Consider the following 17,298-nt stretch of genomic DNA (forward strand, 5'->3'; position numbering starts at 1 on the left):
TGCGCTTTTGCCGTTTTCCGACCTCTCAGGCGGCGCGACGATCCGGTGCCCGGCGGACCGGCGCTCCCGGCTGGTCGACGCGCGTGCGGATCTGCGAAAGCTGTTCGACGAGGGCCGCAACCTCGCTGCGCAGGCGGCGCGTCTCCTCCGAGGTGCGCTCGACCATGTCGCTGTTCTCGTGCGTGAGGAGATCCATGTTGCGGGTCGCCTGATTGACTTCGTTCAGGCCGATCGCCTGATCCTTGGCGGCGGCGGCGATATCGGAGACGAAGGTGTCGATCGCATCGATGCGGGTGATGATGTCGCCCAGAACCTCGCCGGTTCCGGTTACCAGGCCGACGCCTTCCTTCACCTGGCTGGAACTTTGGGAAATCAGCTGCTTGATTTCCTTTGCCGCATCGGCGCTGCGCTGGGCGAGCTGGCGCACTTCCTGGGCGACGACGGCGAAACCCTTGCCGGCATCCCCGGCGCGGGCGGCCTCGACGCCGGCATTGAGGGCGAGAAGATTGGTCTGGAAGGCAATTTCGTCGATGACGCCGATGATCTTGGAGATCTCGGTCGAAGACTTTTCAATCGCATCCATGGCGGAGACGGCCTGCGACACGACCGTGCCCGAGGTTTTCGCCTGCTGCTGGGTGTCACGCACGGTCTGCGAGGCGCGCTCGGCATTGGCAGCCGTCTGGCTGACGCTGACGGAGAGCTGCTGGAGGGCGGTCGAGCTTTGCTGCACGCCGCTCGCCTGGCGGGTGGTGCGGCTGGCGAGTTCGTCGGAGGCGTGGGCGATCGCGTCCGTGCCGGTCAGGATGCCTTCCGAAGCGCGGCGGATCGCGGTAAAGGAGGTGTTCAGGCGATCGACGGTTTCGTTGTAGTGGCCGGCCATTTCCTTGAAGTTGTCCGGCAGGTCCGTCGTCATGCGCGCCTCGAAGTCACCCTGGGCAAGCGCTTCCAGGCCGCGGCGCAGATGCTCCATGGCAATCGCCTGATCGGCCTCGAAACGGGCACGTTCCTCTTCGAGCGCGCGACGCTTGGCGTCCAGCTCTTCCAGATAGACCGAGATCGCATAATCCATGTCGAGCATGGCGGCCTTGACAACGGCGCGGAGCTTTTCCCCAAGGGTCGCCGCATGCTGCTTGCCGAAGGGGAAGGGCCAATGCTTGACGAGGATGCCGCTCAAGAGCTCGCCAACCAGCATGGAATAGCCGCCGATATACCAGCGAGGCTCCAGGCCGATGCGGGCATGGGCCTTGCCGACGGCGGTGACGCCGCGCACGTAGTTTTCGTCAAACTGGCCGCTGGCGAGCTTGTCCCAGTGACCAACCTGCGCCGACTTGGCGCCATTCATATGCGCGCCGTCGCGGAAGTGTCCGACGATCTTTCCGGTCCTCGAAACCTTGCCGTAGAACTTGTCCAGCGCACCACCCACGATCTCCTTGATCGAAGGCCGCAGCTCGGCCAGCGTGCTGCGCGTCTTCTGGTCGATCTCGAGGAAATCGAGGCGTTCGGAAAGGTCGTTCTGGGTGTTCGAGGTCATTTTTCTCGTCGGACTTTGGAGTTCACTGTCATCCATCAGAACTGTCACGGTTTGCTGAACAGTTTCTAAACGCACAGCGACGAAATCCACTGAAATTCGCCGCTGTGCCGGTATCGTCAGCCGGCCCGGCGAAAACCGCCGGCGGCCGACTGGCTTGCCTTCTGCGACCAGGCGCCTGATGTCTTGAAGCCCTGGAGCGCCTGGACCAGACGGCCCGCCTCTTCCTGAAGGGTTGCCGTCTGGGCAGAGCTCTCCTCGACCATAGCGGCATTGCGTTGGGTGATCTGATCCATGGACGCGACCGAAGTGTTCACCTCACGCAGGCCGCCCGACTGGTCGGCTGCGGCCGAGGCGATCTTGCCGACGATCTCGTTGATTTCGCCGATGCGGACGATGATCTTGCCGAGCGCTTCGCCGGCATTGTTGACGAGGTCGACACCGGCATCCACCTGGGTGGAGCTCTGCGAAATGAGGTTCTTGATCTCGCGGGCGGCATTGGCGCAACGCTGGGCGAGTTCGCGCACTTCCTGGGCGACGACGGCAAAGCCACGTCCGGCCTCCCCGGCGCGGGCGGCCTCGACACCGGCATTGAGGGCCAGGAGGTTCGTCTGGAAAGCAATCTCGTCGATGACGCCGATGATCTTCGAGATTTCATCCGAAGACTTCTCGATGGCCCCCATGGCACTGACCGCACGACCGACGACCTCTTCGGACACACGGGCTTCCGACAGTGCGACGCCGACGACCTGGGAGGCCTCCTTGGCGCCATCGGCCGTCAGGGTGACATTCTGGGTGAGCTCGTGGAGTGCTGCCGTGCTCTCTTCGAGGCCAGCGGCCTGTTGTTCGGTGCGCTGCGCCAGTTCGTCGGTGGCATCGGAGATGGCGGCGGTCGACTTGAAGATTTCATCGGCCGACTGGCGGACTGTGACAATGGTCGAGCGCAGGGCATCGATGGAGGCGTTGTAGTCGCTCGCCATCTGCACGAAATTGGCCGGCAGATCGGCAGGGAGACGGGCGTCGAGATCACCGGCGGACAGCTTGGCGAGCACACCGCGAAGGGCTGCGAGTGCCGTCGCCTGTTCTGCCTCGGTCGTGAGGCGGGCATGCTCTGCTGCCTGGCGTTGTTCGGCAAGGATCGCGAGATAGACGGAGATGGAATAGTCCATGTCCAGAAGGGCGGCCTTTACCACCACCGAGATCTCCTCGGCGAGCCGGCCGGAATTCTGGCGGCCGAAGCGGCTCGGCCATCTCTCGCGAACCACCGCATGCACCAGCCGTTCCAGCACCAGGGCGTAGCCGCCGATGTACCAGCGGGGCTCGAGGCCAATGCGGGCATGCGCCTTGCCGACCTTGGTGACACCTTCGACATAGCTGTCGGTGTATTCGGCCGTGCCGACGATGCCCCAATGTTCTTCCTGGCGCTTCTTGGCACCCTTGATGTGATCTTCGCTGCGGAAGAAGGCCGCCGTTTCCGGCACCTTGCGCACCTTGTCGTAGAAGATGTCGAGCGCACTGCCGATGTTCTTGCGGATCAGGGGGCCGAGGCGACGGAGGGTCTCTCGCCCCTTGTCGTCAAGCCCGAGGAAACGAAGACGGTTCTTCAGATCGGTATTGTCGGGTTGCGACATGGCTCACTCACTCTATTTCTGCAATCACAGTGCGTATCAGCTGATGCTGATAGACCAGGTCAACAGAGCGCTTAAATGGTAAAGCATTGGTTTCCGCGAATTGTCGCCCTCGCCTGAAGTGCGGCTTTGACACCGCCGCGTGCACCCGAACACCGCGCTGGCTTGCGGTTCGTCAATTCTGCCGCCTAAAAATATTTCTGGCATGGACCCAAACAAACAGATCTCGGCGAGGCGTGTTCACTCTTTGATCTGTCAGCCGTGTGCGAATCAGGTATCATTGGTACATGAACATCCAGGACATTCCGGCGGTGACCATCGGCTCAGTCACCCTGTCGCCCACCTTCCTGCTGGCGCTTGCGGTGGCGATCGTGCTCGCTCCCATCATCGCGCTCGTTCTCATCTCCATGAGGTCGGCATCGACAAGGGCGCGGCAGATGGCGGAGGTCGCCCGGCGTGACGAAGCGGCCGAGGCGCGGCTCGCGGAGCTCCTGAAGGCGCAGGCCGAGATGCAGGGTCGGCTGGCGACCATGGCAGAAGTCTTCGGCAGCCGGCAGGCCGAGCTCAACCAGACGATCAGCCAGCGGCTCGACGGCATGACGCACCGGATCGGCGCGACGATCACGGAACAGACCAAGTCGACACATGATAATCTGCGCACCCTGCAGGAGCGGCTCGCGGTGATCGATGCGGCGCAGAACAACATCCAGTCGCTCGCCAAGGACGTGGTCGGGCTGCAGGCGATCCTGTCCAACAAGCAGACGCGTGGTGCCTTCGGGCAATCGCGGATGGAAACGATCGTTGCCGACGGTTTGCCGATGGGCGCCTATGCCTTTCAGACGACGCTGTCGAACGGGTCGCGGCCCGACTGCACGATCCGCATGCCGAATGATTCACCGCCGCTGGTGGTAGATGCGAAATTCCCGCTCGAGGCCTGGAACGTGATCCGGGAAACGGAGAACCCTGAGCAGAAGAAGATGGCCTCGCAGCAGTTCAAGCGGGACATGGAAGTCCATATCCGCGACATCTCGGAGAAGTATCTGATCGCGGGCGAGACGCAGGACATGGCCTTCCTGTTCGTGCCCTCAGAATCGATCTTTGCCGAGATTCACGAGAATTTCGAGGGCGTCGTGCAGAAGGCGCATCGGCAGAAGGTGGTGATCGTCTCTCCGTCCCTTCTGATGCTTTCCATCCAGGTCATCCAGGCCGTGCTGAAGGACCAGCGCATGCGCGAGCAGGCGCATCTGATCCAGGGCGAGGTGATCCGCCTGATGGAGGACTTGAGCCGTCTCGACGACCGGACGCGCAAGCTGCAAAGCCATTTCCTCGCTGCAAGCAAGGACGTGGAGATGATCATCACCTCCTCGGACAAGCTGGCCAAGCGCGGGGCGAAGATCGAGGCGATGGAATTCGAGACGCCTGCAGGGCGGACGGATGGGGAGGAGGTCCCGTCGCGTGCCGTGGAGAGCCGGACCGGCATGCTCAAGCTGAGGGTTGTTGACGAAGACTGAGACCCTGGTCCAAAAGAGCGAAGAACCTAGGGAGGCCTCTCGCTCATGATTACCGTCTTCGGCTCCATCAACATGGACCTCGTCGCCACCACGCCACGGCTGCCCAAGCCGGGTGAAACCGTGTCGGGAACGGGGTTTGCGACGGCCGCGGGCGGCAAGGGCGCGAACCAGGCGCTGGCTGCACGACGCGCCGGGGCTGATGTGCACATGGTCGGCGCTGTCGGGCGCGACGAATTCGCAGACCCTGCCCTCGATCTCCTGGACAAGGCTGGCACCGATCTTACTGACGTCGCACGCGTGGATGGTCCGACAGGGACTGCGCTGATCCTGGTCGGTGGTGACGGTGAGAACATGATCGCCGTGGTGCTGGCTGCCAATGGGACCGTCAGCAGCGAGCAGGCCGAGCAGACCATTTCCGGCATGCAGGACGGCGACATCCTGATGCTTCAGCAGGAGGTTCCGGCCGGCTCCGTCAGCGCTGCCCTCGAAGCTGCGAAGGCCCGGGGCGTTCGGACGGTCCTGAACATCGCACCGCTGATCCCGGAAACCGCCGATCTGGCCAGGCTCGCCAGCATCGTCATCGCCAACGAGACCGAATTCGAACGCCTGGTCGGCCGCGACGATCTGACGACGGAGCAGCGAGAGAAGATGCTTCTCGAAATGCATGGCGAGACGGGGCAGATCCTCATCGTGACGCTCGGCGCCGATGGCGTCATTGCGGCGGAAGGCGGCGTGCTGCACCGGACCAAGGGCCTGAAAATCGTGCCCGTCGATACGGTGGGAGCAGGCGACACCTTCTGCGGTTATCTGGCCGCCAGCCTGGATGCCGGGATGGCGTTCGGTGACGCGCTGCGCCGCGCGGCGGTCGCCGGTTCGCTTGCGTGCCTGAAAGCCGGCGCACAGCCGGCGATCCCTGTTGCAGACGAGGTCGCCGCCTCGCTCTGATTTCAACCGGGGCGCAAGTCTGATTTATTGCCCGTTAAGCAATGGAACATAGCATCGGCCGCGATCGGGGTGCGTGAAGGCACCCGGCTGCGCCATGACGGCGTGGAACGAATGTCCCTGCGTCCTGATCCTCAGTTTTCGAGGCTTCCATGTTCGCCTTTTTTACCCGCTCGATCGCCGCCAAACTTCTCGTCGTCACCGGCATCGCAATCGGCCTGGTGCTCTTCCTTTCCAATCTGGTACTGATTTCGCAGACCCGAGACCGGGTTCACTCCCTGACCATGGAACAGGCCAATGCCGAGGCCAAATCCATCGCTCGGGAAATCGCCGGCGATATCGGCGAGCTGGCGAGTGCCGCACGCACCATGTCCGGCGTCATCGGACGTGGCCATGAGGGCCAGTCGCTCGACCGGGTCGGCATTACCAATATTCTGAAAGCAAATCTCGAACAGAACCCGTTTGCCTTCGGCAGCTGGATGGCGGAAGAACCCCGCGCGATCGACGGCCAGAAGGACGAGATCAAGGGTAAGCTCGAACTCTCGGCCAATGACGACGGCGACTTCACGCCCTACTGGTCGAAGAACCGCAACGGTGAGATCCAGTTCTCCACCTTCCGCGCCGATTATCCGGCAGAGTGGTATGCGCTGGCGGCGAAGAGCGGCAAGGGCGCGATCACAGCTCCTTACCTGGCCGAGGGAACCGACGTCCCGACGACGATGAGTTCCATCGCCTATCCCGTCTACTCCGGTGGAAAGATGATCGGTGTCACGGGCGTGGACATGTCGCTGCTCTCACTCTCCGAGAAGCTGAAGGCGCTGAAACCGTTCGAGACCGGCCGTGTGCTGCTCGTCGCACAGGGCGCACAATGGCTCGTGGCCCCGACCGACGACCTGCTGATGAAGCCCTATGAGGCAGAAGGCGCGGACGCGCTCAAGGCTTCGCTTTCGAACGGCACCGGCGGCCTCGTGCCGAACCTCGCCAATGAAAGTGGCGCAGGCTTCGACCGCCTGCTCTATCCCTTTGCCGTTCCCGGCGTGAACGCCACATGGGCCGTCATCATCGACATCCCGCATGCGGCGATCAACGCACCGATCGAGGCACAGACGATGATGATGATCATCGGCGGCCTGATCGTGCTCGCTGCCGTGATGATCGCGCTCTTCCTCGCCGTGCGTTCGCTGGCGCAGCGACCGCTGCATGGCCTGGTCGGTGATGTCGAGCGGATGACGAAGGGCGATTATGCAAGCGACGTCTCGAACCAGCATCGCTTGGACGAAATCGGCCTCGTCGCCAAGGCGCTGGACGGTTTCCGCCACAAGCTGGCCGAAAGCCACACGCTGGCTGCAGAAGCAGAGCACCAACGCAAGGCCGCCGAAGGCGAACGTCGCCGCAACGAAGAGGAGCGCAACGTCTCCGCCTCGGTGCAGCAGCATGTCGTGACCGCACTCGGCAGTGGTCTCGCCCAGCTTTCGCAGGGCAACCTGACCTACCGGATCGCGGACGACTTCCCGGGCGAATACGGAGCGCTGAAGCGCGACTTCAACGATGCCGTGGCGAGCCTCGAACAGGCGATTGCCTCGGTGAACGGCAGCGTGGTCAATATCGCGGCCGGCACGAGCGAAATCTCCGAAAGTGCCGCCGATCTTTCCAAGCGCACGGAGCAGCAGGCTGCGAGCCTGGAGGAGACGGCTGCGGCGTTGAACGAGTTGACCGAACAGGTCAATTCGAGCGCCGACAATGCGGGCACTGCCGCCAACACGGTTTCGGTCGCCGTCAAGGATGCCGAGAAATCCGGCGAGGTCGTGCAGAAGGCGGTCGCCTCGATGCACGGCATCGAGCAGTCGTCGCAGGAGATCTCGCGCATCATCGGGGTCATTGACGAGATCGCCTTCCAGACCAATCTTCTGGCGCTCAATGCCGGTGTCGAAGCCGCACGTGCCGGGGAAGCCGGCAAGGGCTTTGCGGTCGTGGCACAGGAAGTGCGTGAGCTCGCCCAGCGTTCGGCAACGGCGGCGAAGGAGATCAAGGCGCTGATCAATGCTTCGGCTGCGCAGGTCAAGGACGGGGTGGAGTTGGTCGGTGAAGCCGGGCAGACGCTGCAGAAGATCTCCCAGCAGGTCATGCAGATCAACGGCCTGATCCGGCAGATCTCGGCATCGGCCAGCGAGCAGGCATCGGGCCTCAAGGAGGTCAATTCCGCCGTCAACCAGATGGACCAGGTGACCCAGCAGAACGCCGCCATGGTGGAGGAGACGACGGCGGCCAGCATGGCGCTGCGCAACGAATCCGATACGCTGCGCGGGCTCGTGGCGAAGTTTCAGGTGAGTGGTGCCACCGCGCCGGCTGCAGCCCTCAGGGCGACTGCGGAGAGCATGCGTGGCTCCTACACACCACAGACGGCCGCGCCGCGCGCACCGGCCTATGCGCCGGCACCCCGCAAGATGGCTGCGGCAGGCGGCGGAGCATCTGCCAGCGCCGAAAGCTGGGAAGAGTTCTGAAAGCCCGATCTACTCGAGAAATGACGGGGGGCCGCGGCACAGCTGCGGCCCCCCTTTCTTTTCGGTCTGATCAGAGACGGCCGAAGCGCTCGATCAAGAGATCAAAGAACCCGTCGGCATCGACATTGCGCATGAAGGTGGCATTCGGCTCGCGGCCGGAGACGCGCCACCAGTCGACCACGGTCATGCCGACCGTCAGTTCCGACTGCAGCTCGATCTCGACATTGCAATGGCGGCCGGAGAAGAGCTCGGGCTTCAGGAGGTAGGCGACGACCGTCGGATCATGCAGAGGACCACCGTCGGAACCGTATTTTTCCTCATCGAAGCGTTCGAAGAATTCAAGCCATTCGACCATGGCTTTCGCCGGCTTCGTGCCGAGTGCCGCGATCCGGGCGACGCGGGCCTTGGTGGTCATCAGCTGGTGTGTCACGTCGAGCGGCATGATGGTGACCGGGATGCCGGAGGCGAGAACCGCCGCTGCGGCATGGGGGTCGACATAGATGTTGAATTCGGCCGCCGGCGTGATGTTGCCGCCTTCGAAGAAGCCGCCGCCCATCATCACCAGTTCTTTGACGCGCGGCGCGATATCGGGCGCCTTCTGGAGGGCGAGACCGATATTGGTGAGCGGGCCCAGCGTGCAGAGCGTGACGGAGCCTGCGGGTTCGTTGCGCAGCGTCTCGATGATGAAATCGACGGCGTGCTGGCCCTCGACCGCCATGATCGGCTCAGGAAGTACAGCCCCGTCGAGGCCGGTCTTGCCATGCACGTGTTCGGCAGTGACGAGCGGGCGCACCATGGGGCGATCCGCGCCTTCGAAGATACGGCGGCCGGTTTCGCCGCAGAGTTCGCAGACGATGCGGGCGTTACGGCTCGTGTAGGAGAGAGGCACATTGCCGGCAACCGTGGTGATGCCGAGCAGCTCCAGGTCGTCAGGGCTGGCAAAGGCGAGCATGAGGGCGGCGGCATCGTCCTGGCCGGGATCGGTGTCGATGATGATCTTACGCGGTTCTGTCATGGGGCATCCTAAAGTCTGATGGCCGAGGCTTGGAACGAGGCCTTGCATTTGTCAAGCAAGAGAGTGCTTGTCGGGCGGGATGCGATTTCCCATATTCCTGATGACGGAGGGACGGCCCCTGTCGGGCCGAACAAGGGAATGCAATGACACGCACCAGACTGCCGACCGAAGCCTTTCTCATCACCTTCGATACCGGCGATGGCAGCGCCTTCAGACGGCCGCGGGGCAGTGACGGCTATCCGCCCTACGACATCGAGCGGCTGGCACCGCAGAAGGGAGCGGAGAGGCTTCGCGTGACGCTGGCGGTGGCAGGCTTCGACGAAAACGAACTCGATGTCAGCGTTGAGGCCAACCAGTTGATCATCCGGGGCAAGCAGGTGGAACGCGAGGAGGTGGATTATCTCTTTCGCGGCATTGCCTCACGGCAGTTCCAGCGGATCTTCGCGATCGAGGATGGCATGGAGGTGACCGGGGCGTCGCTCAGAAACGGCCTGTTGTCGATCGAGATCGAAAGGCATGATCCGGTGCATCTGGTAAGGAAAATTAACATCTCCATCGCAGAATGAAGTTCGCGGCAATGTTCGGCCGCCTCTCCCTCATTCGCGGAGGATCGGAATGTTACTCAAAGAAGCCTCGTCCCACCTTACCAAGTCTGAGCTCGCCCATCTGGGTGCCGGCGAAGTGGGTTATATCCGCAAGATGAAGTCGGACGACGTGTCCCGTTGCTTCCCGGAAGCGCCGGAAATCGATCCGACGCTGGATCTCTGGGCCCTGTTTGCCGCCGACGGCACGCCGATCCTTCTGACAGACAACCGTTCGAGCACCTTTTTCAAGGCGGCGGAAGACGATCTGAAGACCGTTTCGCTGCACTGAGTGGTGCAGCGAATGCTTCGCGGCCTAAGACGGCTGCGAATCAGCGCTTGTGGAATGTGAGATAGGCCGAAGAGCGGCCTTCACGCCGGGCCTTGGCCTCGTAGCGCGTACCCGGCCAGCCGTCATAGGGCGTGAGCCAGTCGGCTGCATTGCGTGCCGTCCAGTCAAACCCACCATGATCGCGGCAGTGCTGCAGCGTCCAGTTGACATAGGTGTCGATGTCGGAGGCGAAGCAGAAAATGCCTTCAGGCTTCAGAACCTTGTGAAAGCGCTCCAGGTTGACTTGGGAGACGAAACGGCGCTTCCAGTGTCGCTTTTTCGGCCAGGGATCGGCATAAAGGAGATCGATCTGGTCGATCTGGCCTTCCGGCAGCCAGTCGAGCAGCTGCGTCGCGTCATCATCGTAGACACGGATATTCTGCAAACCCTCGGCCTCGACGACCGCGAGCAGCTTCGCCATGGAATTGATGAAGGGTTCGACGCCGATGAAGCCGGTTGTCGGATTGGTGCGGGCGCGGTGAACCAGATGCTCACCGCCGCCAAAGCCGATTTCGAGACGGATCTTGTCGACGGGCAGAGGAAACAGGGACTTTAGGTCGGCCGGCACCTGTGATGCGAGGTCGATCTTCAGTTCCGGCAGGACGGTTTCCATCCGCTCGACCTGAAGGTCGCGCAACGGCTTTCCCTTGCGTCGACCGAAGAAGGCTTCGGTCGACCTCGTCCTGCGTTCCTGTTCCGTCATTCAGATCAAGCCTTGATCGCATCCTTGAGCGGCTTGACCAGGTCCAGCTTCTCCCAGGAGAAGGAACCATCGCGGCCAGCCTTGCGGCCGAAATGGCCGTAGGCGGACGTCTTAGCATAGATCGGCTTGTTCAGGTCAAGATGGCGGCGGATGCCCGATGGGGACAAGTCCATGACCTTGCGGATACCGGCCTCGACCTCGTCCTCGGTCACCTTGCCGGTGCCATGCAGGTCGACATAGATCGACAGCGGCTGGGCAATGCCGATCGCATAGGAGATCTGGATCGTGCAACGCTCGGCGAGACCGGCGGCAACGACGTTCTTGGCGAGGTAACGGGCGGCGTAGGCGGCCGAACGGTCGACCTTGGTCGTGTCCTTGCCGGAGAAGGCACCGCCGCCATGGGGGGCAGCACCGCCATAGGTGTCGACGATGATCTTGCGGCCGGTGAGGCCGGCGTCACCATCCGGGCCGCCGATGACGAACTTGCCGGTCGGGTTGATGTACCAGGCGCAATCGTCGGCGATCTTCAACTCGCCCAAGGCTTCGCGGATGAAGGGTTCGACGACCTCGCGGACCTTCTTGGAATCCCAGTTCTCGTCGAGATGCTGGGTGGACAGAACGATCGAGGTCGCTTCGGCCGGCTTGCCGTCGACGTAGCGGACGGTGACCTGGCTCTTGGCATCGGGGCCGAGCTTGCCGACATCGCCCTCGCCCTTCTTGCGGGCGGTCGACAGCGTCTGCAGGATCTTGTGGGAGTAATAGATCGGGGCCGGCATCAGGTCCGGCGTTTCCTTGCAGGCATAACCGAACATGATGCCCTGGTCGCCGGCGCCTTCGCTGTTGGAGCTATCGGCTGCCTGGTCAACGCCCTGGGCGATATGGGCCGACTGCGAGTGCAGCAGCACGTCGATCTTGGCCGTCTTCCAGTGGAAACCGTCCTGCTCGTAGCCGATGTCACGGATGGCCTTGCGGGCGGCGGACTTGAACTTGGCGGGGTTGATGACCTCGTTGCCGTTCTTGTCGGTCTTCATCAGGCTCGACGGAAGTCGCACTTCGCCGGCGATGACGACGCGATTGGTGGTGGCAAGGGTTTCGCAGGCGATGCGCACGGTCCAGGGATCGACCCCGGTCTTGGCTGCTTCACGGTAGACCAGGTCAACGATTTCGTCGGAAATTCGGTCACAGACCTTGTCCGGATGACCTTCGGAAACGGATTCGCTGGTGAAGAGGTAGTTTGCGCGCATCGGGATTCCCCTCAAAGTATGGATTTCGGCATCGTTACTCAGTTCAAGCGACGATGACAAGGACACAACCACATAAATATATCTTTATGTGAGTAAACATTTCCTTCCGCGCATAAAAAAAGCGGCCCTGCGGCCGCTCTCTTGGATCAGGACGTCAGACGTTCATTCGCTGTCGGCTTCAGCCGCCAATGCCTTGACCAGATCGACGATCTTGCGGCGAACCTTGGCGTCGCTGATCTTCACGAAAGCGCGGTTCAGCTGCAGGCCTTCGGAGGACGACAGGAAGTCTACGACATAGTTGGAGCTGGAGGCTTCAGCCATGCCGGCTGCGCCCGATGTCTGCTCGCCCGGCGCATCCTCGAAGAAGAAGGAGACCGGCACCGTCAAAATGTTAGAAATATTCTGAAGGCGGCTCGCGCCGACGCGGTTGGTTCCCTTTTCGTATTTCTGGATCTGCTGGAAGGTGATCCCGAGGCTTTCACCAAGTTTTTCCTGGCTCATGCCAAGCATCGTGCGACGAAGCCTGATCCGGCTCCCGACATGGATGTCAATCGGGTTCGGCTTCTTCTTGTTCTCGATCATTAATGTCGTCCTGACAAATTGTTGGCGCTCCGACCAGAACCCCGCGCTCGCGAAACCATAACGATACGTTGTACTCGCGAACGCTGAACTTTCAGCATACTTGTAGAGTACCGGTCCGAGCCACTATGCAATTTTAGGGGTTTTCGGTCAATTCGTCCGCCTAATAAAACCCAGACTAGAAAATAGGGCAATCATGGCCAATACAGCGAACACCAACCAGAAGTTTAATAGGTGAGATTGAATGTTCCGTTTGGGCTCTGAATTGACATCAAGGGTTGCATCCGCGGCTCCGGACGCGTTCAGCACCAGGCCGTCAACCACGCGCCCATATTGGTCTACGACTGCCGAAATTCCGTTATTGGCCACCCGGACCAGGGGAACGCCGGTCTCAACGGCGCGTAGCCGGGCCTGCAGGAAGTGCTGGTAGGGGCCCGGCGTCGACCCAAACCAGGCGTCGTTCGTCACGTTCAGGATCGCGTTTGCACCGGCGAGGTCCGGCGCGATTTCACCCGGAAAGATCACCTCGTAGCAGATCAGCGGATAGAAGCCGACGCCCGAGGGGAGTGTCAGCGGCGTACGACTGGACGCGGCGGTGAAACCGCCCGGCAGACTGATCAACTCCTCGATGCCGAACCGACTCAGGAGAGCTTCGAAGGGGACGTATTCGCCGAAGGGTGTCAGATGCACCTTGTCGCTCGCGCCGATCATCTGGCCCTTGTCGTCGATCATGTAGACCGAATTGTAGTAGAGCGGCGGTTGGCCGGCACCCCTTTCCTCCGCACGGACCGCGCCGGTCAGCAGAATTTGCCCGTCCTGGAGCACGTCACCGATACGAACGAGCGCATCCGGGTTTTCGGTCAGGATGAAGGGGACGGAGGTTTCAGGCCAGATGATCACATCAGGTCGCGGTTTGCCTTCTTCGGGGGCTGCCGCGCTGAGGCTCAGGTGCTTTTCGAAAATCCCGATGCGATCCGTATTCTCCATCTTCTGCGATTGGTCGATGGCCGGCTGGACGAGACGGACCGTGAGCGTCTCGTCCGCTTCAGTCGGCGGAGCGACGTAGAGGCGATAGCCGCCGTAGCCGAAATGGGCGGTGAGCAGCAGAGCGGCGAGCAGCAGGCCGGGCCATGCGCCGCGGCGCGTGCCGAGAAGGGCGGGCGCTGCGAAGACATAAATGGCGAGTGGCGTGATCGCGAGGATGCCGAGCAGATAACTGGACTGCATCATCAGCGGAACGGGCATCGCGGCATAACCGATCGCGTTCCAGGGAAATCCCGTCGCGACCACACTGCGCAGCCACTCGACCAGACCGAAGGCGGCGGCAAGGGCGGCTATCCGGCCCATGCCGTCGGACCAGATGAGACGCGCCAGCATGGTGGCCAGCCCATAGAAGATCGCCAGCACTGCGGGGAGCCCGAGCACGGCGAGCGGAATTGCCCAGGCAAACTCGTCGGCTTCGAGCAGAAGGGCATTGCCGAGCCACCAGAGGCCACTGACAAAATAGCCGAAGCCGAAGAACCAGCCTGTCCAGAAGGAAGAGGACAGCCCTGCCCTGCCCGTTTCGGCATTTCCCGTCGCCCCATCCAGAAGCCAGACGAGCAGCGTGAAAGAGACGAACATCGAAGCGAAGATGTCGAAGGGTGGAAGGGCAAGCGCCCCGATCGCTCCTGCGAGAACTGCGAGACCTGCTCGTCTCACGCCCCACAGCAGCAAGATCCTCGCTGCCAAAGCCTGCATGTCCACCCCTTATGCCCACGAATCAACCGCCGGCAGTCTCCCAAAAAACAGGGGGCGTGTCGCGGTTTTCGGTGCGGAAGGTTCCGACCGTCAGGACGACGGTCGGGCGGTGTTCTCTACCGGGGTCTCGATCACCTCGAGGACTGGCTCGGCGGCAGGCTCGACGATCGGCTCGGCAGGTGCTGCGGTGGCCTTGGGCGCGCGGGGCTTTGCCGGTGCCCTGGTCCGCGCCTTGGGTGCAGCTTCCTGCGTGGGAGCCACAGCCTTTGGCGCCTTGGCATCGACTTCGCCGTCGGCGCGGGTATCGACCTCACCCTTTGCCGTTGCGCGGCGCCGTGCGCCGGCACGCTTGCGGGAGACGCGGACCCGCTTGACCCGACGGGGATCGGCATCGAGGATATGGAATTCGAAGCCCGGAAGCGCCTGCACCACCTCACCGCGGGCCGGGATGCGGCCGAGTGCGGAGAAGATCAGGCCGCCCAGCGTGTCGACGTCTTCCAGGCGATCCTTGATGTCGAAATCGGGACCAATCGCTTCGGCGATCTCTTCCAGTTCGACGCGGGCATCGGCGATCAGAACATCGTCGGAGACGCGGCTGAACATGACTTCTTCATCGTCGTGTTCATCATCGATATCGCCGATGACCATTTCAACGATGTCCTCGTGGCTGACGAGACCGTCGGTGCCACCATATTCGTCGATGACGAGTGCCATCTGGGTGCGGGCCGCCTGCATGCGGCTCATAAGGTCCGAGGCGAGCATGGAGGGCGGCACGAAGAGGATCGACCGGATGATGCCGGCTTCGGCGACCGTCTTCATGAGATCGATGCGAGCAAGGTCGAAGTCTATCTTCGGCTTGGCCGGCTTTTCGACCTTTTCCGCACCGTTTACGGCTGCGGCCGGTTTCGCCACGCGCTTGCGGCTACGGGCCTGCTTGGTGACGTAGGACAGGAGGTCCCGGATGTGGACCATGCCGCGCGGGTCATCGAGCGTTTCGGCATAAACGGGCATGCGCGACCGGCCGGACACATCGAAGATTGTCATGAGTTCGCCGATGGTGACGCTCTGATCCACCGCTTCGATATCGACGCGCGGGACCATGATGTCCTCGACACGGATCTCGCGGAAGCGGAGAATGTTGTTAAGCATCGCCCGCTCTTCGGGCGTGAAGGCCTCGCCCAACTGCGCGTCGGCATTCAGGGCGACCGTCAGATCCTCGCGCAGGCTGGTGGAGGAAGACGGCTTCAAGATGCGGGCCAGGCGGGCCCAGAAGGATGGGGATTGTCGGGCCGAGCTATCCGCTCGGGGGGGACTACTGCCCTCTTCGGAAGAGGATCCCTCGTTACTCTCTTTGGCCTCAGGGGCCGTTTTCGTCGCAAAATCGGTCATTGTTCCAAACTATCAGATCGGGTCTTGTCCCGCATAGGGGTCAGATAGGCCAAGTTTCGCCAGAATGCGAGTCTCCAGCGCTTCCATTTTTTCGGCATCGTCCGTTTCGATGTGATCGTAGCCGAAGAGATGCAGAAATCCGTGGACCATCAAATGGGTCAGATGCTCCTCGAAACTTTTTTCCAGATCGACCGCCTCGCGCTCCACCGTCTCGCGGGCAATGATGATGTCGCCGAGCATCGGCCCCGGCATCTTGCCCGGGGTCAGCGGATAGGCGGGAAAGGACAGGACATTGGTCGCCTTGTCCTTGTCGCGCCATTCGGCATTGATTTCGCGGATCATTTCGTCATCTGCGAAGACAAGCGAGACCTCCGTCCGCTGCTTCGGAAAGGGCTGGCCTTCGCTCGCAGCAAGATGGCTCTCAGCCGCGCCGAGAACGCGCGTGGCCAAAGCCTCCAGCGCGGTCTCGTCTTCCCAGCCGTCGGCTTCGACGGCGATCTGTATGTCCAACTGGCTCATCGTGTCATTGCAAAGCGGGCTCAGTGCTCGCTCTGCTCGCTTTCGTCCTGTACCTTGTACTTCGCGTCATAGGCCTGCACGATGCGGCCGACCAGCGGGTGGCGCACTATGTCCGTATCCTTGAAGCGAATGACGGAGACGCCCTCCACACCCTTCAGCACCTGCAAGGCCTCGACCAGACCGGAGGTGACTCCGCGTGGCAGGTCGACCTGGCTCGGGTCGCCGGTGATGATCATGCGGCCGTTTTCACCGAGACGGGTGAGGAACATCTTCATCTGCATCGAGGTGGTGTTCTGCGCCTCATCGAGGATGATCGCGGCATTGGCGAGCGTGCGGCCGCGCATGAAGGCGAGCGGCGCAATCTCGATGACGCCGGCTGTGATGGCGCGTTCGACCTTGTCGCCGGGGATCATGTCGTAGAGCGCGTCATAAAGCGGGCGGAGATAGGGATCGACCTTCTCCTTCATGTCGCCGGGCAGGAAGCCGAGGCGTTCGCCGGCTTCGACGGCCGGGCGGGTCAATACGATGCGATCGACGACGCCACGTTCCAGGAGCTGGGCGGCATGGGCGACGGCGAGATAGGTCTTGCCGGTACCGGCGGGGCCGACGCCGAAGACCATCTCGGACCGTTCCAGAGCGCGCATGTAGGCGTCCTGTGTCGGCGTGCGGGCCGCGATCGTCTTCTTGCGCGTAGAAATCTGGGCCATCGAGAGCTTGGCCTTGCGCTCCAGCGTCGGAAGCGAGAGCTGGTCGTCTGTGGCTACCGCCATGCGGATCGCGCCTTCGACGTCGGAGGCATCGACCGAGCCACCGCTCTGCAGGCGGGCATAGAGGAAATCGAGAGCGCGGCGGGCCTGGTTGGTCGCCTGGAGTTCACCCGTGATGGCAACCGAATTGCCACGGGCGCGAGCCTCGATCTGGAGGCGCTGCTCGAGCAGTTTCAGATGCTGGTCGAACTGGCCGAAAAGCTCGCTGGCAAGCCTATTGTTCTCGAACGTCAAGATGAAGTGATTGGCGTCGGTCGCAGGCGTGCGGACATTGCGCGAGGGTGAAGAAACCACTTCTGTTGCGTTCAAGCGATCAGGCT

The 17,298-nt window shown here is 62.2% G+C and carries 14 protein-coding genes and 1 pseudogene; 5 read left to right on the forward strand and 10 right to left on the reverse strand.

What is annotated here, in order from left to right; genetic code table 11:
• Nucleotides 1-25: 25 nt before the first annotated feature.
• A complete protein-coding gene (locus E9677_RS04345; RefSeq protein ID WP_136556831.1) occupies nt 26-1,531 on the reverse strand; it encodes a globin-coupled sensor protein in 1,506 nt (501 codons plus the stop codon).
• A 116-nt stretch (nt 1,532-1,647) separates the two neighbouring features.
• On the reverse strand, nt 1,648-3,159 hold the full coding sequence (locus tag E9677_RS04350; RefSeq protein WP_136556832.1) for a globin-coupled sensor protein: 1,512 nt from the start codon (nt 3,157-3,159) through the stop codon (nt 1,648-1,650).
• A gap of 284 nt (nt 3,160-3,443) precedes the next feature.
• On the opposite strand from E9677_RS04350, the gene E9677_RS04355 reads away from it, so the two are divergent.
• The 3 genes from E9677_RS04355 (at nt 3,444) to E9677_RS04365 (ending at nt 8,110) form a co-directional block, all read left to right on the forward strand.
• A complete protein-coding gene (locus E9677_RS04355) occupies nt 3,444-4,667 on the forward strand; it encodes a DNA recombination protein RmuC (RefSeq protein ID WP_136556833.1) in 1,224 nt (407 codons plus the stop codon).
• Between the two features lie 45 nt (nt 4,668-4,712).
• Nucleotides 4,713-5,612, forward strand: a complete 900-nt coding sequence (locus E9677_RS04360) for a ribokinase (protein ID WP_136556834.1) — start codon at nt 4,713-4,715, stop codon at nt 5,610-5,612.
• Nucleotides 5,613-5,761: 149 nt separating this feature from the next.
• The gene (locus tag E9677_RS04365; RefSeq protein WP_136556835.1) at nt 5,762-8,110 is read left to right on the forward strand and encodes a methyl-accepting chemotaxis protein; all 2,349 of its coding nucleotides are present in this window, start codon (nt 5,762-5,764) and stop codon (nt 8,108-8,110) included.
• A gap of 70 nt (nt 8,111-8,180) precedes the next feature.
• On the opposite strand, the gene E9677_RS04370 is transcribed toward E9677_RS04365, so the two are convergent.
• The gene (locus E9677_RS04370) at nt 8,181-9,125 is read right to left on the reverse strand and encodes a nucleoside hydrolase (protein ID WP_136556836.1); all 945 of its coding nucleotides are present in this window, start codon (nt 9,123-9,125) and stop codon (nt 8,181-8,183) included.
• A gap of 143 nt (nt 9,126-9,268) precedes the next feature.
• Here E9677_RS04370 and E9677_RS04375 point away from each other — a divergent pair, with 143 nt between their 5' ends.
• On the forward strand, nt 9,269-9,691 hold the full coding sequence (locus E9677_RS04375; protein ID WP_136556837.1) for an Hsp20 family protein: 423 nt from the start codon (nt 9,269-9,271) through the stop codon (nt 9,689-9,691).
• A 49-nt stretch (nt 9,692-9,740) separates the two neighbouring features.
• Nucleotides 9,741-9,998 carry a BQ00720 family protein gene (locus E9677_RS04380; protein ID WP_136556838.1) on the forward strand — a complete coding sequence of 86 codons (258 nt, stop codon included), beginning with the start codon at nt 9,741-9,743 and terminating at the stop codon, nt 9,996-9,998.
• A 40-nt stretch (nt 9,999-10,038) separates the two neighbouring features.
• Here E9677_RS04380 and trmB read toward each other — a convergent pair whose 3' ends face one another.
• From trmB to E9677_RS04415, 7 genes and pseudogenes are all read right to left on the reverse strand, one after another.
• Nucleotides 10,039-10,740, reverse strand: coding sequence for a tRNA (guanosine(46)-N7)-methyltransferase TrmB (gene trmB / locus E9677_RS04385; protein WP_136556839.1), 702 nt, complete (start codon nt 10,738-10,740; stop codon nt 10,039-10,041).
• A 5-nt stretch (nt 10,741-10,745) separates the two neighbouring features.
• A complete protein-coding gene (gene metK, locus E9677_RS04390) occupies nt 10,746-11,984 on the reverse strand; it encodes a methionine adenosyltransferase (protein ID WP_136556840.1) in 1,239 nt (412 codons plus the stop codon).
• A gap of 162 nt (nt 11,985-12,146) precedes the next feature.
• A complete protein-coding gene (locus tag E9677_RS04395; RefSeq protein WP_112247493.1) occupies nt 12,147-12,566 on the reverse strand; it encodes a helix-turn-helix domain-containing protein in 420 nt (139 codons plus the stop codon).
• Between the two features lie 147 nt (nt 12,567-12,713).
• Entirely contained in the window at nt 12,714-14,303 is a 1,590-nt protein-coding gene (lnt, locus tag E9677_RS04400) for an apolipoprotein N-acyltransferase (RefSeq protein WP_136556841.1), read from the reverse strand.
• A 270-nt stretch (nt 14,304-14,573) separates the two neighbouring features.
• Nucleotides 14,574-15,692, reverse strand: a pseudogene (locus E9677_RS04405) (transporter associated domain-containing protein); the annotation flags it as partial.
• A 12-nt stretch (nt 15,693-15,704) separates the two neighbouring features.
• Nucleotides 15,705-16,211 carry an rRNA maturation RNase YbeY gene (ybeY, locus tag E9677_RS04410; protein WP_136556842.1) on the reverse strand — a complete coding sequence of 169 codons (507 nt, stop codon included), beginning with the start codon at nt 16,209-16,211 and terminating at the stop codon, nt 15,705-15,707.
• Between the two features lie 20 nt (nt 16,212-16,231).
• Nucleotides 16,232-17,287, reverse strand: a complete 1,056-nt coding sequence (locus tag E9677_RS04415) for a PhoH family protein (RefSeq protein ID WP_136556843.1) — start codon at nt 17,285-17,287, stop codon at nt 16,232-16,234.
• Between the last annotated feature and the right edge of the window lie 11 nt (nt 17,288-17,298).

Source organism: Peteryoungia rhizophila (assembly GCF_004912145.1).
GTDB lineage: Bacteria > Pseudomonadota > Alphaproteobacteria > Rhizobiales > Rhizobiaceae > Allorhizobium > Allorhizobium rhizophilum.

Excerpts from the sequence above, each read along its gene's own strand:
- E9677_RS04345 (WP_136556831.1), bottom strand. The coding sequence starts at position 1,531 with ATGACCTCGAACACCCAGAACGACCTTTCCGAACGCCTCGATTTCCTC.
- E9677_RS04350 (WP_136556832.1), bottom strand. The coding sequence starts at position 3,159 with ATGTCGCAACCCGACAATACCGATCTGAAGAACCGTCTTCGTTTCCTC.
- E9677_RS04380 (WP_136556838.1), top strand. The coding sequence starts at position 9,741 with ATGTTACTCAAAGAAGCCTCGTCCCACCTTACCAAGTCTGAGCTCGCC.
- ybeY (WP_136556842.1), bottom strand. The coding sequence starts at position 16,211 with ATGAGCCAGTTGGACATACAGATCGCCGTCGAAGCCGACGGCTGGGAA.
- metK (WP_136556840.1), bottom strand. The coding sequence starts at position 11,984 with ATGCGCGCAAACTACCTCTTCACCAGCGAATCCGTTTCCGAAGGTCAT.
- E9677_RS04355 (WP_136556833.1), top strand. The coding sequence starts at position 3,444 with ATGAACATCCAGGACATTCCGGCGGTGACCATCGGCTCAGTCACCCTG.
- E9677_RS04365 (WP_136556835.1), top strand. The coding sequence starts at position 5,762 with ATGTTCGCCTTTTTTACCCGCTCGATCGCCGCCAAACTTCTCGTCGTC.
- E9677_RS04370 (WP_136556836.1), bottom strand. The coding sequence starts at position 9,125 with ATGACAGAACCGCGTAAGATCATCATCGACACCGATCCCGGCCAGGAC.
- E9677_RS04360 (WP_136556834.1), top strand. The coding sequence starts at position 4,713 with ATGATTACCGTCTTCGGCTCCATCAACATGGACCTCGTCGCCACCACG.
- E9677_RS04375 (WP_136556837.1), top strand. The coding sequence starts at position 9,269 with ATGACACGCACCAGACTGCCGACCGAAGCCTTTCTCATCACCTTCGAT.
- lnt (WP_136556841.1), bottom strand. The coding sequence starts at position 14,303 with ATGCAGGCTTTGGCAGCGAGGATCTTGCTGCTGTGGGGCGTGAGACGA.
- E9677_RS04395 (WP_112247493.1), bottom strand. The coding sequence starts at position 12,566 with ATGATCGAGAACAAGAAGAAGCCGAACCCGATTGACATCCATGTCGGG.
- trmB (WP_136556839.1), bottom strand. The coding sequence starts at position 10,740 with ATGACGGAACAGGAACGCAGGACGAGGTCGACCGAAGCCTTCTTCGGT.